This is a genomic window from Pandoraea sp. PE-S2R-1, from assembly GCF_002179865.1.
Lineage (GTDB): Bacteria > Pseudomonadota > Gammaproteobacteria > Burkholderiales > Burkholderiaceae > Pandoraea.
Genome location: NZ_NGUR01000015.1, coordinates 620,702 through 641,388 on the forward strand (window position 1 = coordinate 620,702; position 20,687 = coordinate 641,388).

The 20,687-nt window shown below is 63.8% G+C and carries 19 protein-coding genes; 9 read left to right on the plus strand and 10 right to left on the minus strand.

Annotated features, from left to right (window positions below):
* Positions 1-9: 9 nt before the first annotated feature.
* From CDV44_RS20260 to CDV44_RS20270, 3 genes are all read right to left on the minus strand, one after another.
* Positions 10-1,017 carry an asparaginase gene (locus CDV44_RS20260; RefSeq protein ID WP_087690000.1) on the minus strand — a complete coding sequence of 336 codons (1,008 nt, stop codon included), beginning with the start codon at positions 1,015-1,017 and terminating at the stop codon, positions 10-12.
* A complete protein-coding gene (gene rfaE2, locus CDV44_RS20265) occupies positions 1,014-1,505 on the minus strand; it encodes a D-glycero-beta-D-manno-heptose 1-phosphate adenylyltransferase (protein WP_058377036.1) in 492 nt (163 codons plus the stop codon). The genes CDV44_RS20260 and rfaE2 overlap by 4 nt, the downstream gene beginning before the upstream one ends.
* A 95-nt stretch (positions 1,506-1,600) precedes the next feature.
* A complete protein-coding gene (locus CDV44_RS20270; protein ID WP_087690002.1) occupies positions 1,601-2,485 on the minus strand; it encodes a ferritin in 885 nt (294 codons plus the stop codon).
* Between the two features lie 702 nt (positions 2,486-3,187).
* Between CDV44_RS20270 and CDV44_RS20275 the strand changes: the two genes are divergently transcribed.
* The 3 genes from CDV44_RS20275 to CDV44_RS20285 all read left to right on the plus strand — a co-directional run bounded on the left by CDV44_RS20275 (position 3,188) and on the right by CDV44_RS20285 (position 5,235).
* Positions 3,188-3,757: a chalcone isomerase family protein gene (locus tag CDV44_RS20275; RefSeq protein ID WP_170936050.1), complete on the plus strand. Its 570-nt coding sequence runs from the start codon at positions 3,188-3,190 to the stop codon at positions 3,755-3,757.
* Positions 3,758-3,942: 185 nt separating this feature from the next.
* Positions 3,943-4,380, plus strand: a complete 438-nt coding sequence (locus CDV44_RS20280; RefSeq protein WP_087690005.1) for a nuclear transport factor 2 family protein — start codon at positions 3,943-3,945, stop codon at positions 4,378-4,380.
* Positions 4,381-4,650: 270 nt separating this feature from the next.
* Positions 4,651-5,235: a LysE family translocator gene (locus CDV44_RS20285; protein ID WP_087690007.1), complete on the plus strand. Its 585-nt coding sequence runs from the start codon at positions 4,651-4,653 to the stop codon at positions 5,233-5,235.
* 119 nt (positions 5,236-5,354) lie between these two features.
* Here CDV44_RS20285 and CDV44_RS20290 read toward each other — a convergent pair whose 3' ends face one another.
* From CDV44_RS20290 to CDV44_RS20315, 6 genes are all read right to left on the minus strand, one after another.
* On the minus strand, positions 5,355-6,206 hold the full coding sequence (locus CDV44_RS20290; RefSeq protein ID WP_087690770.1) for an AraC family transcriptional regulator: 852 nt from the start codon (positions 6,204-6,206) through the stop codon (positions 5,355-5,357).
* 25 nt (positions 6,207-6,231) lie between these two features.
* Positions 6,232-7,500 carry a patatin-like phospholipase family protein gene (locus tag CDV44_RS20295; protein ID WP_087690009.1) on the minus strand — a complete coding sequence of 423 codons (1,269 nt, stop codon included), beginning with the start codon at positions 7,498-7,500 and terminating at the stop codon, positions 6,232-6,234.
* A 128-nt stretch (positions 7,501-7,628) separates the two neighbouring features.
* Positions 7,629-8,723 (minus strand): PhaM family polyhydroxyalkanoate granule multifunctional regulatory protein, encoded by a 1,095-nt coding sequence (locus CDV44_RS20300; RefSeq protein WP_087690011.1) that lies wholly within the window; start codon positions 8,721-8,723, stop codon positions 7,629-7,631.
* A 163-nt stretch (positions 8,724-8,886) separates the two neighbouring features.
* Positions 8,887-9,708 (minus strand): enoyl-CoA hydratase/isomerase family protein, encoded by an 822-nt coding sequence (locus CDV44_RS20305; RefSeq protein ID WP_058377029.1) that lies wholly within the window; start codon positions 9,706-9,708, stop codon positions 8,887-8,889.
* A gap of 113 nt (positions 9,709-9,821) precedes the next feature.
* Positions 9,822-10,973 carry an ABC transporter substrate-binding protein gene (locus CDV44_RS20310; protein WP_087690013.1) on the minus strand — a complete coding sequence of 384 codons (1,152 nt, stop codon included), beginning with the start codon at positions 10,971-10,973 and terminating at the stop codon, positions 9,822-9,824.
* Positions 10,974-11,254: 281 nt separating this feature from the next.
* Positions 11,255-12,241 carry a fumarylacetoacetate hydrolase family protein gene (locus CDV44_RS20315; protein ID WP_087690015.1) on the minus strand — a complete coding sequence of 329 codons (987 nt, stop codon included), beginning with the start codon at positions 12,239-12,241 and terminating at the stop codon, positions 11,255-11,257.
* A gap of 163 nt (positions 12,242-12,404) precedes the next feature.
* Here CDV44_RS20315 and CDV44_RS20320 point away from each other — a divergent pair, with 163 nt between their 5' ends.
* The 4 genes from CDV44_RS20320 (at position 12,405) to CDV44_RS20335 (ending at position 16,077) form a co-directional block, all read left to right on the plus strand.
* Positions 12,405-13,328: an IclR family transcriptional regulator gene (locus CDV44_RS20320; protein ID WP_087690017.1), complete on the plus strand. Its 924-nt coding sequence runs from the start codon at positions 12,405-12,407 to the stop codon at positions 13,326-13,328.
* A gap of 171 nt (positions 13,329-13,499) precedes the next feature.
* Positions 13,500-14,642: a DUF3108 domain-containing protein gene (locus tag CDV44_RS20325; protein WP_140413416.1), complete on the plus strand. Its 1,143-nt coding sequence runs from the start codon at positions 13,500-13,502 to the stop codon at positions 14,640-14,642.
* A 201-nt stretch (positions 14,643-14,843) separates the two neighbouring features.
* Positions 14,844-15,638, plus strand: coding sequence for a 3-oxoadipate enol-lactonase (pcaD, locus tag CDV44_RS20330; protein ID WP_087690021.1), 795 nt, complete (start codon positions 14,844-14,846; stop codon positions 15,636-15,638).
* Between the two features lie 181 nt (positions 15,639-15,819).
* On the plus strand, positions 15,820-16,077 hold the full coding sequence (locus CDV44_RS20335) for a DUF3567 domain-containing protein (RefSeq protein ID WP_058377023.1): 258 nt from the start codon (positions 15,820-15,822) through the stop codon (positions 16,075-16,077).
* Positions 16,078-16,195: 118 nt separating this feature from the next.
* On the opposite strand, the gene CDV44_RS20340 is transcribed toward CDV44_RS20335, so the two are convergent.
* Complete coding sequence (locus CDV44_RS20340) at positions 16,196-16,588, minus strand: rhodanese-like domain-containing protein (RefSeq protein ID WP_058377022.1); 393 nt, start codon at positions 16,586-16,588, stop codon at positions 16,196-16,198.
* Between the two features lie 184 nt (positions 16,589-16,772).
* Here CDV44_RS20340 and CDV44_RS20345 point away from each other — a divergent pair, with 184 nt between their 5' ends.
* Together CDV44_RS20345 and metH are read left to right on the plus strand one after the other, a co-directional pair.
* Positions 16,773-17,888 carry a homocysteine S-methyltransferase family protein gene (locus CDV44_RS20345; protein WP_087690023.1) on the plus strand — a complete coding sequence of 372 codons (1,116 nt, stop codon included), beginning with the start codon at positions 16,773-16,775 and terminating at the stop codon, positions 17,886-17,888.
* A 23-nt stretch (positions 17,889-17,911) separates the two neighbouring features.
* Entirely contained in the window at positions 17,912-20,617 is a 2,706-nt protein-coding gene (gene metH, locus CDV44_RS20350) for a methionine synthase (protein WP_087690772.1), read from the plus strand.
* The last annotated feature ends 70 nt before the right edge of the window (positions 20,618-20,687 follow it).

Here is a 20,687-nt window from a genome sequence, read left to right on the forward strand (position 1 = left end):
CCGGAAACTTCAACCCACGCGCTTGAGTTGCACCACCGGACGCACAACGCCCGTGTGGATACCGCGCGCGTTCTTGATGGTCGGTTCGACCCACGGTGCAAGGCCGGTGTTTTCCGGCGCATCGACAAGCCCAAGCGCCTTGAGCACTGCGACCGCTGCGGTGTATAGGGCGCGCATGTTGCCATCGACCACCTTGATGGCAATGCCCAGACCGGCTGAGCGCACACCAATGGTCTGCACGCCATCCGCGCCGATCTTCGCCACCCAGTCACCCGGTGCCATCTGCATGAACGCCAGATCGTTGCGCGCCGTGCCGGACACCATCTGCGGTTGCTGCGTCATCGCCGCGAACAATGTCGAGAGCGCCGCATCGTCGCTTGCCGACAACTTGGCGTAGGCCGCGGCCAGCTTCTCAAGCGGCAACGCATAGTTCGGTGCAGAGCAGCCGTCGATACCCAGCGGCAATGCATCTCCCGACACACCGACCACATCGCCGACACGCGCCCGGATCGCCTTCTGCATCGGGTGCGCGGGATCGAGATACGTCTCCAACGGCAAACCATGTTGCGCGCAATACGCCAGAAACCCGGCGTGCTTGCCCGAACAGTTGTGATGCAACGCCGTCGGCTTCAGATCGGCCGGCGCACGCTTGCCCGTGGCGGAATAGAACGTCGGGGTATGGCAGCCGCATTGCAGATGGTGTTCATCGCAACCGGCCTTGGCGAGCAGACTTTTGACACCCTCGACGTGGAACGCCTCGCCCGAGTGACTCGCGCACAGCAACGCCAGTTCGGGCTGCGTCAACCCGAAATGCGCCACGCCATCGCCTTCCACGAACGGCAGCGCCTGAAACGGCTTGAGCGTCGAACGGGAGAAGGTGAGAAACGACGGATCGCCTGCGGCATAGCGCAACTGGCCTGTCGCGTCGACCACGGCGACGGCACCGTAATGAATGCACTCGACGGTATCGATGCCGTTCGCGCCGCGTGTGACTTCTACCAGCGGTGCCAGACTCATGATTGTCGAACCTTCTTGAGCAGTGCCGTCGTCGAGCGTTGATGTTCGAACGGAATGGCCACCGCCTTGCCGCCCCAGCCGCGCACCAGCGCCGATTCGGGCAGCTTGTCCATGTCGTAGTCGCCGCCCTTGACGAGAATGTCGGGGCGCACGGCGGCGATCAGCGCTTCAGGCGTCGATTCACCAAACGTCACCACATAGTCGACACTCTGCAAGGCAGCAAGGAGTGCCGCCCGGTCGTTCTCGTTGTTGATGGGACGGTCGTCGCCCTTGCCGAGCGTGCGCACGGACACGTCGGTATTCACGGCAACGATCAGGCAGGCACCCAGAGCCCGCGCTTGTGCGAGGTAGGTGACGTGACCACGATGCAGGATGTCGAACACGCCGTTGGTGAATACCAGCGGACGCGGCAGTCGGGGGGCGAGTGCCACGAGGGCATCACGCGTGAGGACTTTCGCCTCGAAATCGGGAGCTTGAGCGAGTTGCATGACTGTCTGTCAAAAGTGAATGCGGTATTGTCCCACGGCCGCCCGTAGGCAACAAAAAAGGGGCCGAAGCCCCTTTTTTTTCGCAATGCCGAAGATTACGACGGAGTCGCAACGGCCGGTGCTGCCGGCGTCGTCACTGCCGCCAGACGCGAGGTGATTTCCTTGCGATAGCGGTTCAGATCCGTCGCGGTCGCAAACGTGCGCTCGAACAGCAGCGACATGTTGTGCAGAATGCGCTCGACCACCTTCTTTTCCCAGCTGTCGTCGAACTTGATCTGTTCGTCGAGCCAGTGCTCAAGCCATTCCGGTTCCGGCAGGCGCGATTGCACCGTGTCGTTCGGGAACAGGTCCTTGTTCACGTGGAGGTTGGTCGGGTGCAGCGGCTTTTCGGTGCGGCGCGCCGATGCCATCAGCACGCCGATCTTGGCGAACGCGGCACGTGCGTTATCGCCAAAGCTCGTCAGTGCCTTCTTCATGTAGCGCAGGTACGCGCCGCCATGACGGGCTTCGTCACGCGAGATGATTTCGTAGATGGCCTTGATCACCGGCTCGGTGTGCCATTCGGCAGCACGGCGGTACCAGTGGTTCAGGCGAATTTCGCCGCAGAAGTGCAGCATCAGCGTTTCGAGCGGCGGCGCCGGGTCGAACGGGAAGCGCACGGCGTGCAGCTCGGCTTCGCTCGGCACGAGGTCCGGGCGGAAACGACGCAGGTATTCCATGAGCACCAGCGAGTGCTTCTGCTCTTCGAAGAACCACACGCTCATGAAGGCGGAGAAATCGCTATCGTCGCGATTGTCGCGCAGGAACATCTCGGTGGCCGGCAGTGCCGCCCATTCCGTGATGGCATTCATCTTGATGGTGCGCGCCTGATCGTCGGTGAGTTGGCTCGCGTCGAACTTGTCCCACGGAATGTCCTTCTCCATGTTCCAACGCACTGCTTCCAGCGACTTGTACAGTTCGGGATACAGCATTTCGTTCATTTCAATTACCCCCAAGGTCGCGAGACCTTACACCAGGACTCAAGATAGTATTGTGAAAGTTTACGCCGAATTTCGACAGACAAAACGGTGACCGCGACACGAACGGCCCCCGCCGTCCGGCTTCACGTCTTGAACCCCTGCCGTCGCTGAAGGACGGCGATGAAGCGCCTGTAACTTGGCCGCGTCCTGGCGATATGGCTAGAGCGACCCTACTAAAATATGGGCAAACTCTTGAATCATAACATAAAAGCCTTTCAAAACCGTACGCGCGGCGCCTCACATGACGGTAATGCGGCGTAATTTTGACGACGGTCAAAATGTCACGCACACCCCCTAAGATCAAGGGGCAGAGGGCGTCCGGCACGACACATTGCCAACCTACCGGCAAGGCCGTCGGTCCACTGCAAATGGTGGGCGAAAAGAAGTCATTGCCCACCGCGATGCGTCAGGGTTTGTCCTTGTGCAATGGGGCTCAGCACCGCACGCAGCATGGTCTAGGCTGAAAGCAGTCGTTCCGTGCTTGTGAACCCGACCGGGGAGCGGTAACTGCGGCGTCTGACGACGCGGCCCCCGATGGCGAAGAGGACTCTTGGTCGCATTCACGCAACAAGTTGTACCGGCCGGCGTATCGAGCGAACGACTCGCACGCTGCCGACGGGCCCACCAACTCGACTGGATCCTTGGACCGGAAAGGAGCCGAGCATGGCAACTCGTCCTGCTTTGGCAGTGTGGCTGCGCGCCGCATGCCTCTTCGCCGTAGCGTCCGCTGCTGCGGCGGCCCCGAGCGCCCACGCGTTCGATGCCGTGCAACTGGCCTCGCAAGAAGTGCCGGCAGCGCACTTGGTCGGCCACGGCTCGTTCACCCGCATGGGCTTTCATCTTTACGACGCCGAACTCTTCTCGGTCGCCGATCGCGTCAGCGCGAACTGGGGCACGCATCCCCTGGTGCTCGACCTGCGCTACGCCCGCAGCTTCAAGTCGCATACGCTGGTGCAGCGCACGCTCATCGAAATGACGAAGCTGCAAATGGCGACGGAAGCCGAGCGACAGCGTTGGGCAGATGAGCTCGCGCGCATCCTCCCCGATGTGTCGGAAGGACAACACCTGACGGGCGTCTACCGGCCGGGCGACGGTACGCGGTTCTTCTCGGACGGCAAACCCATCGGTCAGATCACCGGCGACGCCTTCGGACGTGCCTTTTTCGCGATCTGGCTCGACCCGCGCACGAGTGCACCGGACCTGCGTGCAGACCTGATCAGCGACGCGCACTGACCGGCATCGAAGCGCGATGGCGCGCATTGACACGTTCCGATGCCAGTGCGGGACCACCGGACACTGTCGCATCCGCGCCACGCCGACGCACCGGCGCGGTGCGCACCACAACCCCGGCTGGTAACTTATGGCAAGGCCCCCCTGCGCTATGCGCGCCGCTGGCGCACCCCACGCGAGACCGTGCCATGGACATCGATCATGCTGCTGCGCTCACCCGCCTGACGCGTTACATCGAAACTCTCACGCGGCAAAGCGTCGCCAACCTCGGCGAGTTCTACACGCCGACGGTCTATTTCAAGAGTCCGCTGCATGAAGTGCGCAGTGCAGCAGAACTTGCCGCGCTTTTCGATCGCCTGTTCGAACGCGTGGATGTTCCCCGTTTCGAAATCACCGCAACGCTGCTTCAGCACAATCAGGCACTCCTCGTCTGGAATCTTCACTTTCACGCCAAACGCTGGATCGATGACGAACAGGTGATTCACGGAGCGTCCCACCTGCGACTCGCCGTGGATGGGCGTATCGCCTACCAACGCGACTACTGGGACGCCACCGAAGACATCTACGCGAAACTGCCCGTCATGGGACGTTTGCTCGCTTGGCTGCGGCAACGGCTGCTGCCCTGACATCCCGCCGCCTCACCTCACGCCACTTCGGTCGTCCTCCCACGCCACAGCCCGCGCCGCAGAACACCTCCCCCCAGAACAGACCCAAGGCCCTCCCCGCTGCTCAGACAGTGTTCAACTCGCCTCGGGGAGGACCTTGGGTCCGTTCCCGCGTTTGCCCAAACTACATCGGGGCGCTTTCCTCTTCTGCAACATGGGCAGTTTTCTGCAATACACGCCCCCCTCCCCCGCCTACATTCGGAACCTCTACGCTTTCGCTCAAGGTCCCCAATGACACTCTTCTACTCCATGGCCGCCTTCGCGCTCGCCGCCTCCATCACCCCCGGGCCCGTCAACGTGGTCGCACTCGGCTCAGGCGCCCGCTTCGGCCTTTTGCCCAGCCTTCGCCATGTGACCGGTGCCACAGTCGGCTTCATCATCCTGCTCGTCAGCGTGGGGTTTGGCGTCTACGAACTGCTGCAACGCATGCCCGCCCTGATGCAAGCCATCCAATGGTTCGGGGTCGCATTTTTGCTCTACATGGCCTACAAGCTCGCACGCGACGACGGCGAGTTGGGCGACGCCAACCCACAACGCGGCCCCACGATGCTCCACGGCGCAATCATGCAATGGCTCAACCCCAAAGCATGGCTCGCCTCATTGGCAGGCATGGGGGCGTACACCGCCGGTGAACCCACACGCATCTGGCAGTTCGCCGCCATCTACTTCGTCGTGTGCTGGCTTTCCGTCGCATGCTGGGCCATCGCCGGTGCCATGCTCCGACAACATATGCGCGACGCGCGCCGCGTACGACGACTCAATCGCGTCATGGCCGCATTGCTCGCCGCAAGCGCGGTGTATCTCGTGGCAAGCTAGCCGCATGAAAGGGGAAGGGAGGAAGGGGGATCGCGTTAATCGGCGTTATTCGGCGATAAGTGGGGGATAAGAGAGGAATGGGCGGGAGATGAGCGAGCGACAAGCCTCGCTATGCAACGCTATGCCGCCCGACGTGCCTCTGACGCCCGGTAGTGCCCCGGGGTCGCTGCCAGCAGTTGCTTGAACGTACGCTGAAAATGCGCCTGATCGGCAAAGCCCGCATCGAGCGCAACCTCCGCTATCGCATGCCCGCGACGCAACCGGGCCCGCGCATATTGAATGCGCTGATTCATCACGAACGCATGCGGCGTGAGCCCGTACTGGGCCCGAAACGCGCGCGTCAGATACGACGCCGACAACCCCGCCGCCTCGCAGATTTGCGCGAGCGTCAACGCCTCACGGCAATGCGCCCGGATGAATTCGGCCGCTTCGCGTAATTTGCGCGGATCGTCCCGCATCGCCCGTGGCGCCGGGTTCAAGCGCTCATGTGCATCGACGAAAAACTGTTGCACGACGCTCTCGCGCGCCAGTTGCTCGCTCGCCGGATCGCTGCAAACGTCGTAAAGCCGGTTCAGGCCGGCGTACAGCGTGGCGTCGGTCGACGACAACGGATCGAACAGATGCAGATCCTGTCCGTCGCCAAAGCCCAGCTCGCGCTGCAATGCGCCCAGCCACGCGGTGTCGACAAACAACATGCGATACGCCCACGCCTCATCCCCCACGGGATTGCAGGCATGCACGGCATCGGGGTTCATCACCACGACACTTCCTTCACCCACGGTCTCGCGCGCGCGGCCATTGAGGTAGGTACTGCGCCCGCCCGTCACTACGCCGATCGAGAACGTTTCGTGGCTATGCAACGCATAGCAGACACGCCGCCCGTCGAGCACTTCGCGCGCTTCAATGAATGGCAACGCCGGATCGCGCCAGAACGTCGACGGATACGGGCAAGGAACGGTAGCTCGAGACATAGGTGTCGTCAGTTCGGTGAAACCTTCATGCGGCGTCGCCTCCCACGGCAGGTTGATCAGCATCGGCGGACGTGGGCGACATCGATGCCATCGATGAGTTAGCCGACATATCGACGCTGCCCACGGCCCCCGCTTCCACGCTGTCGAGCAGGCTCGTGCCGTCGGCTTCGGCCACCAGCCACGCCGCGATGGCGTCGCGCTGTGCGTAAGCATCGGCCTCGCCCAAGGCGATCAACTCCTGCGTGTAAGACGATTCGAACAGCAGATAACTCGCGAACGCCGCGCCACGCGCCTCATCCGCGCCAATCGCGCCCAGCATGGTGCGCACGGCCCGCGGCAATTGTTGCAGATGCCGCGACGCAATCGGTTCGAGCCGCTGACTCGGCGAAATCACCAGCGTCTCTATCGGCCGCCAACCACTCGATTCGCGCTGCGCCGCCGGCACGTGCCGCAGCACGTTGTTGATGTGTTGCAGACGTTCGAGATCGGCTGACAACCCGTCGATGAACACGCTCGCGAGCGCCTGACCGCCGATCTGCGCGAGACTCGGATAACCCGCGATGCGCTCGCCGCTACTGTCGAGACCATACTGCCCATGCGCCGCACCGATGATCAGGATGCGCGTCGCGCCCAGATGAATCGGCGGACTGAGCGGGGCGATCTGACGCATGGAGCCATCACCGAAATACTCGGGCTGGCCATCGAGATCGAGTTCGATCGCAGGAAAGAGAAACGGAATCGCACTCGATGCGAGCAAGTGTTCGACAGTCAGCGGCACCGCACGGGCGAGCCGCAGCGAGCGCTTCCAAGGCTGGATCGGCTCACCGCTCTGGTAGAACGTGACGTGCTTGCCCGACGAATACGACAACGCAGTCACCGACAACGCCGATAACGCCCCGGAGGCGAATACCTCGGGCAACCGCTCAAGACGGATCGCGTTGCGCAACATCTCGGCGAGTGGCGACCAATCGAACAGTGAGCGCGGCGACCGGCGCAACGCCCACCCAAGCGACAGCGCAGCGAGCCAGCGGGCGCCCGTGCCCGCCATGCCGAGTGAGTCGGCACGAAACACCTGACCCGCGTGGAACTGACGCCACACGGCGTCGAGCTTCATCACGCCATGCTGGAAGTCGTCGGCATGGGAGGCCAGCGCCGCCGCGTTGATCGCGCCAGCGGAGGTGCCACAGACAATCGGAAAAGGGATCGCGCGTCGCGACGGCAGCACTTCGCGCTGGATGGCGGCAATCGCCGCGAGCACACCCACCTGATACGCGGCGCGCGCGCCGCCCCCCATCCAAGACGAGTCCGGTGCGTTCGCCTGAAATCATGGGGTGCCTCCCTGTTGTTGTTATCCCGCCCGGCCGTGGGTGTCTGCCCGACGCCGCCTACACGGTCTAAGCGGTCTAAGCGGCCTAAGCGATCTCACCACGCCCACGGCGTGGTTTTGCCAGCACGTTTCGCCGGTGCCTTGACGGCGCTCTTGGCCGACGTCCGGGCCTCGGCCGATTTCACTGCCGGAGGTGCTTTGCCCGGCGCTTGGCGGGTCTTGGCGGACGGCGTCGACTTGGCAGCTTTCGCCGACTTGGCCGGTGCCTTGGCCGCAGTCTTCGCGCCGCCCGCAGAGGCAGTCTGCTTCGACGACTTGCTTGCCGCCGTCTTGCCCGCAGCCTTTCCGGCCGTCTTTCCAGCCGTCTTTCCGGCTGCCGAGGCAGTGCGCCCCGAGGCTGCCTTAGCGGCATCAGTCGCGGCATCAGTCGCGGCCTTGGTCGCCGCTTGCGTTGCCTTCGTCGCGCTAGCCGCGGCCTCGGACATCTGCGCTGCGGCCGCTTCCGTCATATGCGTGGCCGATACGCCCGCAGCCTGCGCCGCCGCAGCGATCTGATCGAACTGCGCACGCATGGCGTTGAACCACATCGACGGGTCGAGGGCACCGTAGGCGTTGCTCGCCTGTGCAAAAGGCGATTCGGCGCCAGCGGCACCCTGCCCACCCTGCGGCGGTTCGTTGGCTGCCTCAGCCGGTTCCGGTTCGGCTTCAGGTTCCGGTTCGGGTTCCGGCTCAGGTGCGTGCGCCTGCGACTCGACGTCTTGCGCCGGTTCCGATCCAGCAAACGGGGAACGCCAGAAGTTGCCACCGGCCTGTGCGAATTGCGAGAAAGCCGACGCGGCCTGCTCTGCCCCTGCCGCCCCGGCAGCCGCCTGCGAGAAGCCAGCGGGTTCGCCCGAAGGTGCGGCGCCGAATCCACCATTGCCAAAGGCCCGCAGCGTGGCATAGGTGGCGCGCTGCACTTCGAAGGCCTGAATCGTCGAGCGCAGCACGTTCAGGTTGAGCGTGAGCCATTGTTCGACGGCGCGCATTTCGGCAATCCGGTTTTCGATCTCGTTCGGATCGAGCAGCGGCGCGGCACTCTGCATCAACTGCGTGAGCGGCGACGTAAAGGTCGCAGGCGGACTGAACGCCTCCCACATCTTCTTGAGAATGTCGAAGCCGTTGGGCATGGCACTCGTCGAATCGCTCATCTTGATCTCCGGTCACGGTCGGCGGCAGAACCACTTGCACCGCGCTGTCAGGGTCATGAAGCAGGTAAATCCAGCAGGCAGGCGGGCCGCCCGCGCATTTACCGCGTGTTGTTATGGATCATACGCCGAGCCTGCGTGAATCGTATGTCAGGCTCGATCCGATTCAGAACGGTGCATCGCCGCTGTAATCGGGCGCACGGCGCTCGCGCAGGGACGCAATGCCTTCGCGCACGTCGGGCCCGGCAAAGCCCATGAATTCCAGCGCGAGCGACGCATCGAACGATGGCCCCGCGCTGCGCAACCAGTTGTTGAGCGCGTACTTGGTCCAACGAATCGCCGTGGTCGAGCCGCGCGCGAGCTTGTCGGCCACTTCGAACGCCTTGGGCAACAGGTCGGCTTCGTCCACCGTCAACGACACCAGCCCGATGCGCTCGGCCTCTTCGCCGGACACGGGCTCGCACAGCAGCAGGTAGTACTTCGCTTTCGCCATGCCGCACAGCAGCGGCCAGACGATCGCCGCATGGTCCCCCGCCGCCACGCCCAGACGCGTGTGACCGTCGATGATGCGCGCGGTCTTTGCCGCAATCGAGATGTCCGCCAGCAGTCCGGCCACCAGCCCCGCCCCCACGGCCGGGCCATGCATCGCCGAGACGATGGGCTTGCTGCAATTGATCACGTTGTAGACGAGATCGCGCGCCTCGCGCCACACCCGGGCACGCACGTCGAAGTTGTCGGCCATGTCTTCGACGAGCGACAGGTCGCCGCCGCCGGAAAAACCCTTGCCTTCCCCGCGAATCACCACGGCGCGCGTGTCGGGATCGCGATCGATATCGCGCCACACGTCGGCCAGTTCGCGATGCATGTGATGGTCAGCGGTCGACAGGCCGCTCTTGTTCGCGCCCGCGCCCATGATGACTTCGAGCACGCCGTTCGGATGCCGCTTGAATTGCAGCGACGAGTAGTGTTGATACGGGTCTTGCGACATGGTCTACCGCTCCAAAAAAACATCCCCGCACAGGCGGGGATTGGAAAAACGACGGCATCGGGCGAACCCGGCACCGCCGACGGTCATCAATGCTTTTCAGGTCAGCGCGCCGGTCACTGTGCCAGCAGCCACTTGCCGTTTTCGATCTTGACCATCACGCGGGCGCGCTGATCGAGCCCCAGGTGATCGGTCGCGCTCATGTTGATCACGCCATTCGTGACATGCACTTCCTTGCTCTGTTCGAGCGCGTCGCGCAGTGCCTTGCGGAATTCCGGCGTGCCCGGCTTGGCCTTTTGCGCTGCGATCGGAATCGCGCGTTGCAGCAGAATGCCGGCGTCCCACGCATACGAACCGAACGCCGCGACGGTACCGGCACCGTACTTGGCTTCGTACTTCTTGATGTAGTCGAGGGCGACGGTCTTGGCCGGGTGATCGGCCGGCAGTTGCGACGCCACCAGCACCGGGCTGGCCGGCAGGTAGGTGTTGTTGCAGTCCTTGCCGCAAACACGCAGGAAGTCGTTATTGCCCACACCGTGGTTGTGGTACACGAGGCCCTTGTAGCCGCGCTCGGCCAGCGCCTTCGGCGGCAACGCCGCCGGGGTACCGGCAGCACCCACGACGACGGCGTCAGGGTTGGCCGCCATGATCTTCAGGATCTGACCGGTCACGCTCGGGTCGGTACGCGCGAAACGCTCGTTGGCCACCATCTTGATCTTTTGCAGCGCGGCGAACTTGGCGACTTCGTCATAGAACGCCTCGCCCAGCGCGTCGCCCTGACCGATGAAGGCCATCGTCTTCACGCCATGACGGCTCGCATGCTCAGCGATAGCGGAAGCCATCTGCGCGTCGGTCTGCGGCGTCTTGAACATCCAGTACCGCTTGGCGTCGACCGGCTCGATGATGCGCGCGGACGAAGCGAGCGAGATCGTGGGCGTGGTGCCGCTGGCGATCACGTCGAGCATGGCCAGCGTGTTCGGCGTGATCGACGAGCCGATGATCGCGTCGACGTGGTTCTCGGAAATGAGCTTCTTGGTGTTCTGGACGGCGGTCGTGGTGTCCGAGGCGTCGTCGAGAATGATGTAGTCGACCTTCTGGCCACCGATTTCGGTCGGCAGCATGGTGATGGTGTTGCGCGCGGGAATGCCGAGTGAGGCGGCCGGGCCGGTGAGCGAAATGCTCACGCCGATCTTCACCTGAGCGGCGGCACCACCGGCCAACGCCAGCAACATCGCGCCCAGCAGTGCAGTGCGCACGGGGTTTCGCATGAAAAGTCTCCAATCCAATTCTGGTCGAGCCCGCGCTGTGTTGTTTTCTTGCGTAAAGCGCCCGGGACGGACACCTCGCGCCGCGCCGGCGAAAGTCAGAGCCAGCCCGTGATCCCGGTAGGGGTACGAACCGACTCAAGGAGACAAAGAATAGCGGAGCCAGAATTGCCAGCCATATCCGGGTTCACCCTATGCCGGTGACTTTCGACGCGTCGGGATAGGCCGGCGAGCGCGCTGAAGCACCCGCCGACACCGACCCGCATGCCACCGGCAACCCGCGATTACTCGTCGAGCGGCGCCACCGCCTGATCGATGGCCCCGAAGATCGACTTGCCCTGCGCGTCGAACATTTCAATGCGGACACGATCGCCATAGCGCATGAACTGCGTCTCGGGCGCACCCTTCTCGATGGTCTCGAGCATGCGCTTCTCGGCAATGCACGCGCTGCCCCGGCTGCGATCCTTGTTCGAGATCGTGCCCGAACCGACGATGGTGCCCGCGCGCGCATTGCGCGTCTTGCACACGTGCGCCACCAACTGGCCGAAGTCGAACACCATGTCTTCGCCGCATTCGGGCGCACCGTACTTCTTGTCGTTCCACTTCACCGTCAACGGACGATGAACGCGCCCGCCGCGCCACGCGTCGCCCAGTTCGTCAGGCGTGATGGCGACCGGCGAGAACGCCGTCGCGGGCTTGCTCTGGAAGAAGCCGAAACCCTTGGCCAGCTCGGCCGGAATCAGGTTGCGCAGGCTCACGTCGTTGACCAGCATCAGCAGGCGCACGCCTTCGAGCGCGCGGGCCGGGCTGGCGCCCATCGGCACCTCGGAGGTCACCACGGCAACTTCGGCCTCGAAGTCGATGCCGAAGTCTTCCGAAGCACACACGATGTCTTGCGTCGGCCCAATGAAGTCGTCGCTGCCGCCTTGGTACATAAGCGGGTCGGTCCAGAACTCGGGCGGCATTTCGGCACCGCGTGCCTTGCGCACCAGTTCGACGTGGTTCACATAGGCCGAACCGTCCGCCCACTGATACGCGCGGGGCAGCGGCGCCATGCAGTCGGCCGGGTCGAACGCGAAGGTGTTGCGGGCACGGTGGTGATTGAGCGCGTCGTACAGCGCTTGCAGTTGCGGCGCGTAGAAAGTCCAGTCGTCGAGCACGCGTTGCAGCGTGGGGGCCACGGCGTCGGCAATGCAAGCGCTCGACAGATCGCGCGACACGACGATCAGTTGACCGTCGCGCGTGCCGTCCTTACGGGTAGCGAGTTTCATGTGATGGTGTCTGCGGGCGGTCTCAGGCCCGATAGAATGGCGCGTGAAGCCGACGATTCTACCTGAGGGCATCGCCCGCGCTGCCCTTCGAAAATCCGGGGAAATCGCGCGGGCAGCACCGGTGGCCACCTCGCACAGCCACCGCGACGAGGAAAACAGAGACATGAAAACCAAGACTGCGGACACCCGTAGCGCCAAACGCACTGACCTTGCCGACGACGTCGATCACGCGGATCACGCCGATCAGGCCGACCACGGCGACGACACGAGCGCCGCCCCCGAAGAGGAGAAGGCGCGCTCGGGCATTCAATCGATCGAAGTGGGCTTCCGCCTCATCGAGGTACTGACCGACGCCTCGAACGCGATGATGCTGCGCGATCTCGCTCACGCGGCCGACATGAATCCGGCCAAGGCACATCGCTATCTCGTGAGCTTCCAGCGGCTCGGCCTCATCGTGCAAGACCCCGTGAGCGGACGCTACGACCTCGGCCCGTTCTCGCTGCGCATGGGGCTCGCCCATCTGGCCCGCATCGACGCGTTCAAGGCGGCGCGCTTTGCGTTGGGGGAATTGCGCGACGCCATCGACCAGACCGTGGGCATCGCCGTCTGGGGCAATTCCGGTCCGACCGTCGTCCATTGGCTCGATTCGACGTTCCCGATGCGCGTCCCGCTGCGCTTGGGCGATGTGATGCCGATGCTCGAATCGGCTGCGGGGCGCTTGTTTGCCGCCTATCTGCCCACCCGGCAGACGGCACCGCTCATCGATACCGCGCTGGCCACGCTGCAACACGCGTCGCGCCATCATCTGCCTGCCACGCGTGCGCAGTACGATGCCGTGCTCGATGATGTGCGCGCCCACCGCGCCGCCCGCGTGGAGGGCACGGTGCTGCCGTCGGTGAATGCCTTCTGCATGCCGGTGTTCGACGCGACCGGACAGTTGGTGATGGGCCTCATGGCGCTGGGCCCGGAAAGCCGGTTCGACGCCAGTTGGGGCGGTCCGATCGACACGGCCCTGCGCACGCTGGCACAACAACTCTCCGCCGATCTCGGACAGGCGCACGCGCCCCGGCACCCGGCTGCGACTTGACCGGAATTTGACCGGAATTTGACTGGAACCTGACCGGCGCGACGGCGGGCGGCGAACGCACGGTAATCATCCAGAACCGCAGGCGGGCGTGCCGGTCGAACCAGATGCAACGCAATATGAGATGCTGACGGCCTGACTATCCGTCATTCCGTCGTTCTGGCCTACTGATTCGTGTCCTTGCCTGCCAACCGCCCGCCTCGCCAAGCTGCGCCCGATGCCCCTGCCGACGCCGCCACCCGGGCACCGGCCGGTCCGACGCCGCCCGCACGGCCCCGCAAGCGCTGGCTGTTGTGGGTCTCGGTGGTGCTGGCAGTGTTTGCCGTGCATGTGCTCATCGCCCTCTGGGTGGCCGTGCATCGCACGACACTCGACGACACGCCGATCCCGAGCATTCCGATCACGCTGATTCCGCTCAAGCCCGTGGCGCCGCCCGCACCGCCTGCGCCACCCGAGCCGAAGCCCGCCCCCAAACCGCGCCCGAAGCCGAGCGCACCGCCCGCACGCCCCGACACGCTTGCCGCCCCGGAGACGACCGACGCCCCGGGGCCGCAGGCCGCGTCCACCACCGAAGCCGGCGAAGGCAACACGCCCGGCGCGCCGGCCAGTGGCGCCAGCGCCCCGCAGCCACCCGGCCCGGCTCTGACGGCCGCCGCCGCCAATGGCGACAAGTTCGACCCGCCGCCGTCGGTCACGCTCACGTACGACGCCCTCATGAACGGCGTGCGCAACCAGACCGGCGAGCTGCATTGGGTCAACAACAACGGCCACTATCAGTTGCGCGTCGCGGTGCCGATCATCTTCTTCGGCACGTTTGAATTCATCAGCGAAGGGGGTTACGACGTCAACGGCATCGCCCCATCGCGTTATGTGGAAAAACGGGGACGCCGCGCCGAATACACCACCGATTTTCACCGCGACGGCACGCCCACGCTGTCGTTCTCGCGCTCGGGCCAGTCGGTGCCGCTGGCCCCCGGCGCGCAAGATCGCTTCAGCGTGATGATGCAGTTGGCCGCCTACGCACGCGGCAACCCGGAGCGCTATACGCAAGTCGGCGTCACGCACGAGTTCACGGTCGTCGATACCGACAGCAGCGAGGTGTGGCCGGTGCAGTACGTCGGCAGCGAGACGCTGCAAACGCCGCAGGGGTATCTCGAAACCCGCCACTTCACGCGTCTGCCGCGCCGCAACGGCGACGAGCGGCGCGTCGACATCTGGCTCGCCCCGGCGCTCGACTGGCTGCCCGTACGGGTGAGGCAGGTCGAGCCGTCGGGCAACGAGTTCGAACTGATCTTCACGCAGAAGACGCAGCCCTGACACGCCCTACCTCGCCTGACATTCGCGACACTTCGTCCCAAACTGGCGACTCAATAGTGTTTAGATCGTCGAGTGATCTAGGATTGATGCGGCTTGTCGGGCGATCTGTTGCCGCACTGCTACGATTCGATGAGCATAAGTTCAACGTTCCTGACATAATCAGAAACATCCCACGGGATTGACGATAAAGGGCCGAACACGATGAAAGTAAGTGCTAACGGCGTATCGCTTCATTACGCGGTGGACGGCCACGGACCTTGGCTGACACTGGCGCATCCGTTGGGGGCGGACCTCACGGTCTGGGACGACCTCGTGCCGACCCTCGCCGCGCACTTCCGGGTCCTGCGCTACGACAGCCGCGGCCACGGCAAGAGCGACGCGCCGCATGGCCCTTACACCATCGCGCAGTTGGCCGCCGACGCGGCCGCCCTGCTCAATTCGCTGGAAATCCCGAGTACGCATTTCGTAGGCATCTCGATGGGCGGTGCCGTCGCGCAGCAGCTTGCGCTGGACGCCCCCGAGCGCATCGACAGCCTCACGCTGATCGACACGACGTCGGGCTACGACAAGGCCGATGCGGCGCTCTTTCGCGAGCGCGCGGTCAAGGCGCGCGACGGCGGCATGAAGGCGCTGGCCGACGGCACGATGGAGCGCTGGCTCGGCAAACGCTTTCGCAAGCACGAACCGGAAGTGACCGAACGCATTCGTCATCTGGTCGCCCATACCAACCCGGAAGGCTTTGCCGCCTCGTGCGAGGCCCTCGCCGCGTTCGACGTGCGGGCACGCCTGTCGGAAATCGCGCTGCCGACACTGGTCATCGTCGGTGAAAACGACCCGAGTACGCCGCCCGCCGTGGCCCGCCGCATCGTCGAAGGCATTGCGGGAGCACAGTTGGAGATCGTGCCCGACGCCGCCCACCTATCGATCGTGGAGCAGAAACAGTTAGTAACTAATGCGGTTGCAACGTTTTTGCAGGGAGCCGCATCTAACGTTTGAACCTGCACAAAGCAGGGGACTTCCTGAAATTGTGGAACTTGTCGATAAGGAGGACCAAAACCATTGAATTCGTCAGCCGGTGTGCCGATAAGCGAATCATGGGGTCATACCTCTTGAAATCGCGCCGCGTCGCCCCTATGTGGGTTACCAAGGACCATGCAGGAACACCAGGAGAGTTGCCATGCTCATGATTTACAACAGCCCGAATTACTATGTCGTCGAGTTTTCAGCCGATAACGGCAGTCACTCGCTGTCTGCGGGTGGGTATGAAATCGTGGACAAAACCGCTGGCCGTGAAATCTTTCTCGACGGCTCGCTTGCCCGGCAATTCCGTGAAGAAGTGCAGAAATTGATCGCCAGCGAGCCATCCGAGGACGAAGTCGATGAATTCCTCGGGCAGTTCGACACCTTCATGACGAACCCGGTCGTGCTCCACTGACGCAAACACCGTACGCGGTGCCGCCAGACGAAAAACCCTCGCCATGCGAGGGTTTTTTCATTCCGGCGAAGCTTGCTGCGATGTCAGAGTTTCTTCAGCGCATCAACATCTAAGCCGCTCAGCACTGTTCCCACGCCAGCCCATCGAAGCGCCAGCCGTTGACCGCATTGCGGTGATGGGTGGCGTTCAGATCGCCTTCGAAACCGTGCAGCACCCCGTAGACGTTCAGGAAGCCTGCCGCTTCGAGCGCCTCGCCCGCGGCCGAACTCCGGTTGCCGCTGCGGCAGATCAGCACGACGGGCCGGTCGCCACCGGCGCCTGCCAGCTTGCGCACGCTTTGCACGAAGTGCGGGTTGATCTCCCAGTCCGGGCCGTCGTTCCAGGCCACGTGGATGGCCCCTGCCGGATGCCCGACGAACAGGTACTCCATCTCGCTGCGGCAGTCGACGAACAGCGCGTTGGCGTTGGCTTGCAGAAACTTGTTGGCAGCACTCGGGAGCAGGAATTCCATGTCGTCGGGGTAGAGAGTCAATGTTTCAAGTCGCATTGCGGGCAGAAGCTCAAGTCACCGCAAGCGCGTGTGCGATATGTGTGCGAGGCGTCTGGCGCCCGCCCGGCGCGGCCCGCGAGCGAGCGGGATGCGCCAAAACCATTACAATTATAGGTTTTCCGGCCACTCCAAGGCGACGCTCGTCATGACCACCGCTTCCCCCTCCACCGCCAACGCTGGCGCTGGCACCACGCCGGCCGCCACCGTACAGCCGCCGACGCTCCGCTACACCCGTGGGCAAGCACTGCCGGCGTTGCTCGAATCGCGCATCCTGATTCTGGACGGCGCGATGGGGACGATGATCCAGCGCTACAAGCTCGACGAGGCACAGTATCGCGGCGAGCGCTTTGCCGACTTCGCGCACGACGTGAAGGGCAACAACGAGTTGCTCTCGCTCACGCGTCCCGAGGTGATCAGCGAAATTCACCGCAAGTACCTCGCCGCCGGCGCCGACATCCTCGAGACGAACACGTTCGGGGCAACGACGGTCGCGCAGAGCGACTATCACATGGAGCATCTGGCCGACGAGATGAACCGCGAGTCGGCGCGTCTGGCCCGTGAGGCCTGCGATGCTTACAGCACGCCGGACAAGCCGCGCTTTGCCGCCGGCGCCATCGGCCCGACGCCGAAGACCGCGAGCATCAGCCCCGACGTGAACGACCCGGGCGCACGCAATGTCGACTTCGACCAGTTGCGCGACACCTACTACGCGCAGGCCAAATCGCTGCTGGAAGGCGGCGTCGACCTGTTCCTCGTCGAAACGATTTTCGACACGCTCAACGCCAAGGCTGCACTCTTCGCCATCGACGAGCTGTTCGAAGACACGGGCGAGGTGCTGCCGATCATGATCTCGGGCACCGTCACCGATGCCTCCGGCCGCATTCTCTCGGGCCAGACGGTCGAAGCGTTCTGGAACTCGCTGCGCCACGCCCGCCCGCTCACGTTCGGCCTGAACTGCGCGCTGGGCGCCACGCTCATGCGTCCGTACATCGCCGAGCTGGCCAAGCTGTGCAACACCTACGTATCGGTGTATCCGAACGCAGGGTTGCCCAACCCGATGAGCGACACCGGTTTCGACGAGACGCCGGACGTGACCTCGGGCCTGTTGAAAGAATTCGCGCAGGCCGGTCTGGTGAATCTGGCCGGTGGCTGCTGCGGCACCACGCCCGAACACATCGCCGAGATCGCCAAGGCGCTCGCCGACGTCAAGCCGCGCCGCTGGCCGGCGCAGTACCGCAATGATGAGGATGATGCAGCATGAGCCAAACGCCCAACGTGCCACCGATGCGCCTGTCCGGCCTCGAGCCCTTCAATATCGGCGAGGGCACGCTCTTCGTGAACGTCGGTGAGCGTACCAACGTCACCGGCTCCAAGGCGTTCGCGCGCATGATCCTGAACGGCCAGTTCGACGAAGCGCTCGCAGTGGCCCGTCAGCAGGTCGAAAACGGCGCGCAGGTCATCGACATCAACATGGACGAAGCCATGTTGGATTCGAAGGCGGCCATGGTGCGCTTCATGAATCTGATCGCCTCCGAGCCCGACATCGCGCGCGTGCCGATCATGATCGACTCGTCGAAATGGGAAGTCATCGAAGCGGGTCTGAAGTGTGTGCAGGGCAAGGCCATCGTCAACTCGATCTCGCTCAAGGAAGGCAAGGAAGCGTTCCTGCATCACGCGAAGCGTATCCGCCGCTATGGCGCCGCCGCGGTCGTGATGGCGTTCGACGAGAAGGGGCAGGCCGACACCTACGCGCGCAAGACCGAAATCTGCCAGCGCAGCTATCGCGTGCTGGTCGACGAAATCGGTTTCCCGCCCGAAGACATCATCTTCGACCCGAACATTTTCGCGGTCGCCACCGGCATCGAAGAACACAACAACTACGCGGTCGACTTCATCAACGCCACGCGCTGGATCAAGGAACACCTGCCGGGTGCCAAGATCAGCGGCGGCGTGTCGAACGTATCGTTCTCGTTCCGGGGCAACGACCTCGTGCGCGAAGCGATTCACACCGTGTTCCTGTATCACGCGATTCAGGCCGGCATGGACATGGGCATCGTCAACGCCGGCCAGCTCGGCGTGTACGAAAACCTCGATCCCGAACTGCGCGAACGCGTGGAAGACGTGGTGCTCAACCGCCGCGAAGACAGCACCGAGCGTCTGCTCGAAATTGCCGACCGCTTCAAGGGCGGCGCGCAAAAGCGCGAAGAAAATCTCGAGTGGCGTAATCAGCCGGTCGAAGCCCGTCTGGCACATGCGCTGGTGCACGGCATCACGAACTTCATCGTCGAAGACACCGAGGAAGTGCGCCAGAAGATCGACGCCGCCGGTGGGCGTCCGATTCAGGTCATCGAAGGCCCGCTCATGGACGGCATGAACGTGGTCGGCGACCTGTTCGGCGCCGGCAAGATGTTCCTGCCGCAGGTGGTCAAGAGCGCGCGCGTGATGAAGCAGGCCGTGGCTCACCTGGTGCCGTTCATCGAAGAAGAAAAGGCGCGCATGGCCGCCGCCGGTGAAGACGTGCGATCGAAGGGCAAGATCGTGATCGCCACGGTCAAGGGCGACGTGCACGACATCGGCAAGAACATCGTGACCGTGGTGCTCCAGTGCAACAACTTCGAAGTCGTGAACATGGGCGTGATGGTGCCGTGCGCTGAAATTCTCGCCAAGGCGAAGGAAGAGGGCGCGGACATCATCGGCCTGTCGGGTCTCATCACGCCAAGTCTCGAAGAGATGGCCTACGTGGCCTCGGAAATGCAGCGTGACGAGTACTTCCGTCTGCGCAACATTCCGCTGCTCATCGGCGGCGCCACGACCTCGCGCGTGCATACGGCGGTGAAGATCGCGCCGCACTATGACGGCCCGGTGATCTACGTGCCGGACGCCTCGCGCTCGGTGTCTGTCGCCTCGAACCTGCTGTCCGACGACGCGGCGACCAAGTACCTCGCCGACGTGAAGGCCGACTACGAGCGCGTGCGCACGCAACACGCGAACCGCAAGGCCACGCCGATGGTGTCGCTCCAGACCGCACGCGAGAACAAGTTCAAGGTCGACTGGTCGACCTACGTGCCGCCCAAGCCGAAGTTCATCGGCCGGCGCGTGTTCAAAAACTACGATCTGGCCGAACTGGCGCAATACATCGACTGGGGTCCGTTCTTCCAGACGTGGGACCTCGCCGGCCCCTATCCCGCGATTCTCAACGACGAGATCGTCGGCGAATCGGCGCGCCGTGTGTTCTCCGACGGCAAGGCAATGCTCAAGCGCCTGATTCTCAGCCGCTGGATCACCGCCAACGGCGTGATCGCGATGCTGCCCGCCAACGTGGTGAACGACGACGACATCGAGATCTATACCGACGAGTCGCGCAAGGAAGTCGCCTTCACGTGGCGCAACCTGCGCCAGCAGAGCGAGCGCCCGGTGGTGGACGGTGTGCGTCGCCCGAACCGTTCGCTGGCTGACTTCATTGCGCCGAAGGACAGCGGTGTGGCCGACTATATCGGCGTGTTCGCCGTGACGGCCGGTCTGGGCGTGGACGCCAAGGAAGCGACCTTCCTCGCCGATCACGACGACTACAGCGCGATCATGCTCAAGGCGCTGGCCGACCGATTGGCCGAAGCCTTCGCGGAGTGCATGCACACGCGCGTGCGCCGCGACTTCTGGGGCTATGCAAGCACTGAGACGCTCGACAACGACGCGCTGATCAAGGAAGAGTACGTGGGTATTCGTCCCGCACCGGGCTACCCAGCCTGCCCGGAACACTCGGTCAAGGGACCGATGTTCCATTACCTGCAAGCCCACGAAATCAACATGAGCGTGACCGAATCGCTCGCCATGTTGCCGGCCGCGAGCGTGTCGGGCTTCTATCTCTCGCATCCGGACAGCACGTACTTCAGCGTGGGCAAGATCGGCCCCGATCAGGTCGAGGACTTCATGGAACGCATGGGCGTGGACGAAGCCACCGCGCGGCGTCTCCTCGCCCCGCAATTGTCGTAACGCGTCATCACGTCTGCATGGTCTGCATGACATAATCGCGGCGGCGTGCCCCGGCTCATCGATCTGACTC

Excerpts from the sequence above, each read along its gene's own strand:
- CDV44_RS20260 (WP_087690000.1), bottom strand. The coding sequence starts at position 1,017 with ATGAGTCTGGCACCGCTGGTAGAAGTCACACGCGGCGCGAACGGCATC.
- rfaE2 (WP_058377036.1), bottom strand. The coding sequence starts at position 1,505 with ATGCAACTCGCTCAAGCTCCCGATTTCGAGGCGAAAGTCCTCACGCGT.
- CDV44_RS20270 (WP_087690002.1), bottom strand. The coding sequence starts at position 2,485 with ATGAACGAAATGCTGTATCCCGAACTGTACAAGTCGCTGGAAGCAGTG.
- CDV44_RS20275 (WP_170936050.1), top strand. The coding sequence starts at position 3,188 with ATGGCAACTCGTCCTGCTTTGGCAGTGTGGCTGCGCGCCGCATGCCTC.
- CDV44_RS20280 (WP_087690005.1), top strand. The coding sequence starts at position 3,943 with ATGGACATCGATCATGCTGCTGCGCTCACCCGCCTGACGCGTTACATC.
- CDV44_RS20285 (WP_087690007.1), top strand. The coding sequence starts at position 4,651 with ATGACACTCTTCTACTCCATGGCCGCCTTCGCGCTCGCCGCCTCCATC.
- CDV44_RS20290 (WP_087690770.1), bottom strand. The coding sequence starts at position 6,206 with ATGTCTCGAGCTACCGTTCCTTGCCCGTATCCGTCGACGTTCTGGCGC.
- CDV44_RS20295 (WP_087690009.1), bottom strand. The coding sequence starts at position 7,500 with ATGGGGGGCGGCGCGCGCGCCGCGTATCAGGTGGGTGTGCTCGCGGCG.
- CDV44_RS20300 (WP_087690011.1), bottom strand. The coding sequence starts at position 8,723 with ATGAGCGATTCGACGAGTGCCATGCCCAACGGCTTCGACATTCTCAAG.
- CDV44_RS20305 (WP_058377029.1), bottom strand. The coding sequence starts at position 9,708 with ATGTCGCAAGACCCGTATCAACACTACTCGTCGCTGCAATTCAAGCGG.
- CDV44_RS20310 (WP_087690013.1), bottom strand. The coding sequence starts at position 10,973 with ATGCGAAACCCCGTGCGCACTGCACTGCTGGGCGCGATGTTGCTGGCG.
- CDV44_RS20315 (WP_087690015.1), bottom strand. The coding sequence starts at position 12,241 with ATGAAACTCGCTACCCGTAAGGACGGCACGCGCGACGGTCAACTGATC.
- CDV44_RS20320 (WP_087690017.1), top strand. The coding sequence starts at position 12,405 with ATGAAAACCAAGACTGCGGACACCCGTAGCGCCAAACGCACTGACCTT.
- pcaD (WP_087690021.1), top strand. The coding sequence starts at position 14,844 with ATGAAAGTAAGTGCTAACGGCGTATCGCTTCATTACGCGGTGGACGGC.
- CDV44_RS20335 (WP_058377023.1), top strand. The coding sequence starts at position 15,820 with ATGCTCATGATTTACAACAGCCCGAATTACTATGTCGTCGAGTTTTCA.
- CDV44_RS20340 (WP_058377022.1), bottom strand. The coding sequence starts at position 16,588 with ATGGAATTCCTGCTCCCGAGTGCTGCCAACAAGTTTCTGCAAGCCAAC.
- CDV44_RS20345 (WP_087690023.1), top strand. The coding sequence starts at position 16,773 with ATGACCACCGCTTCCCCCTCCACCGCCAACGCTGGCGCTGGCACCACG.
- metH (WP_087690772.1), top strand. The coding sequence starts at position 17,912 with ATGCGCCTGTCCGGCCTCGAGCCCTTCAATATCGGCGAGGGCACGCTC.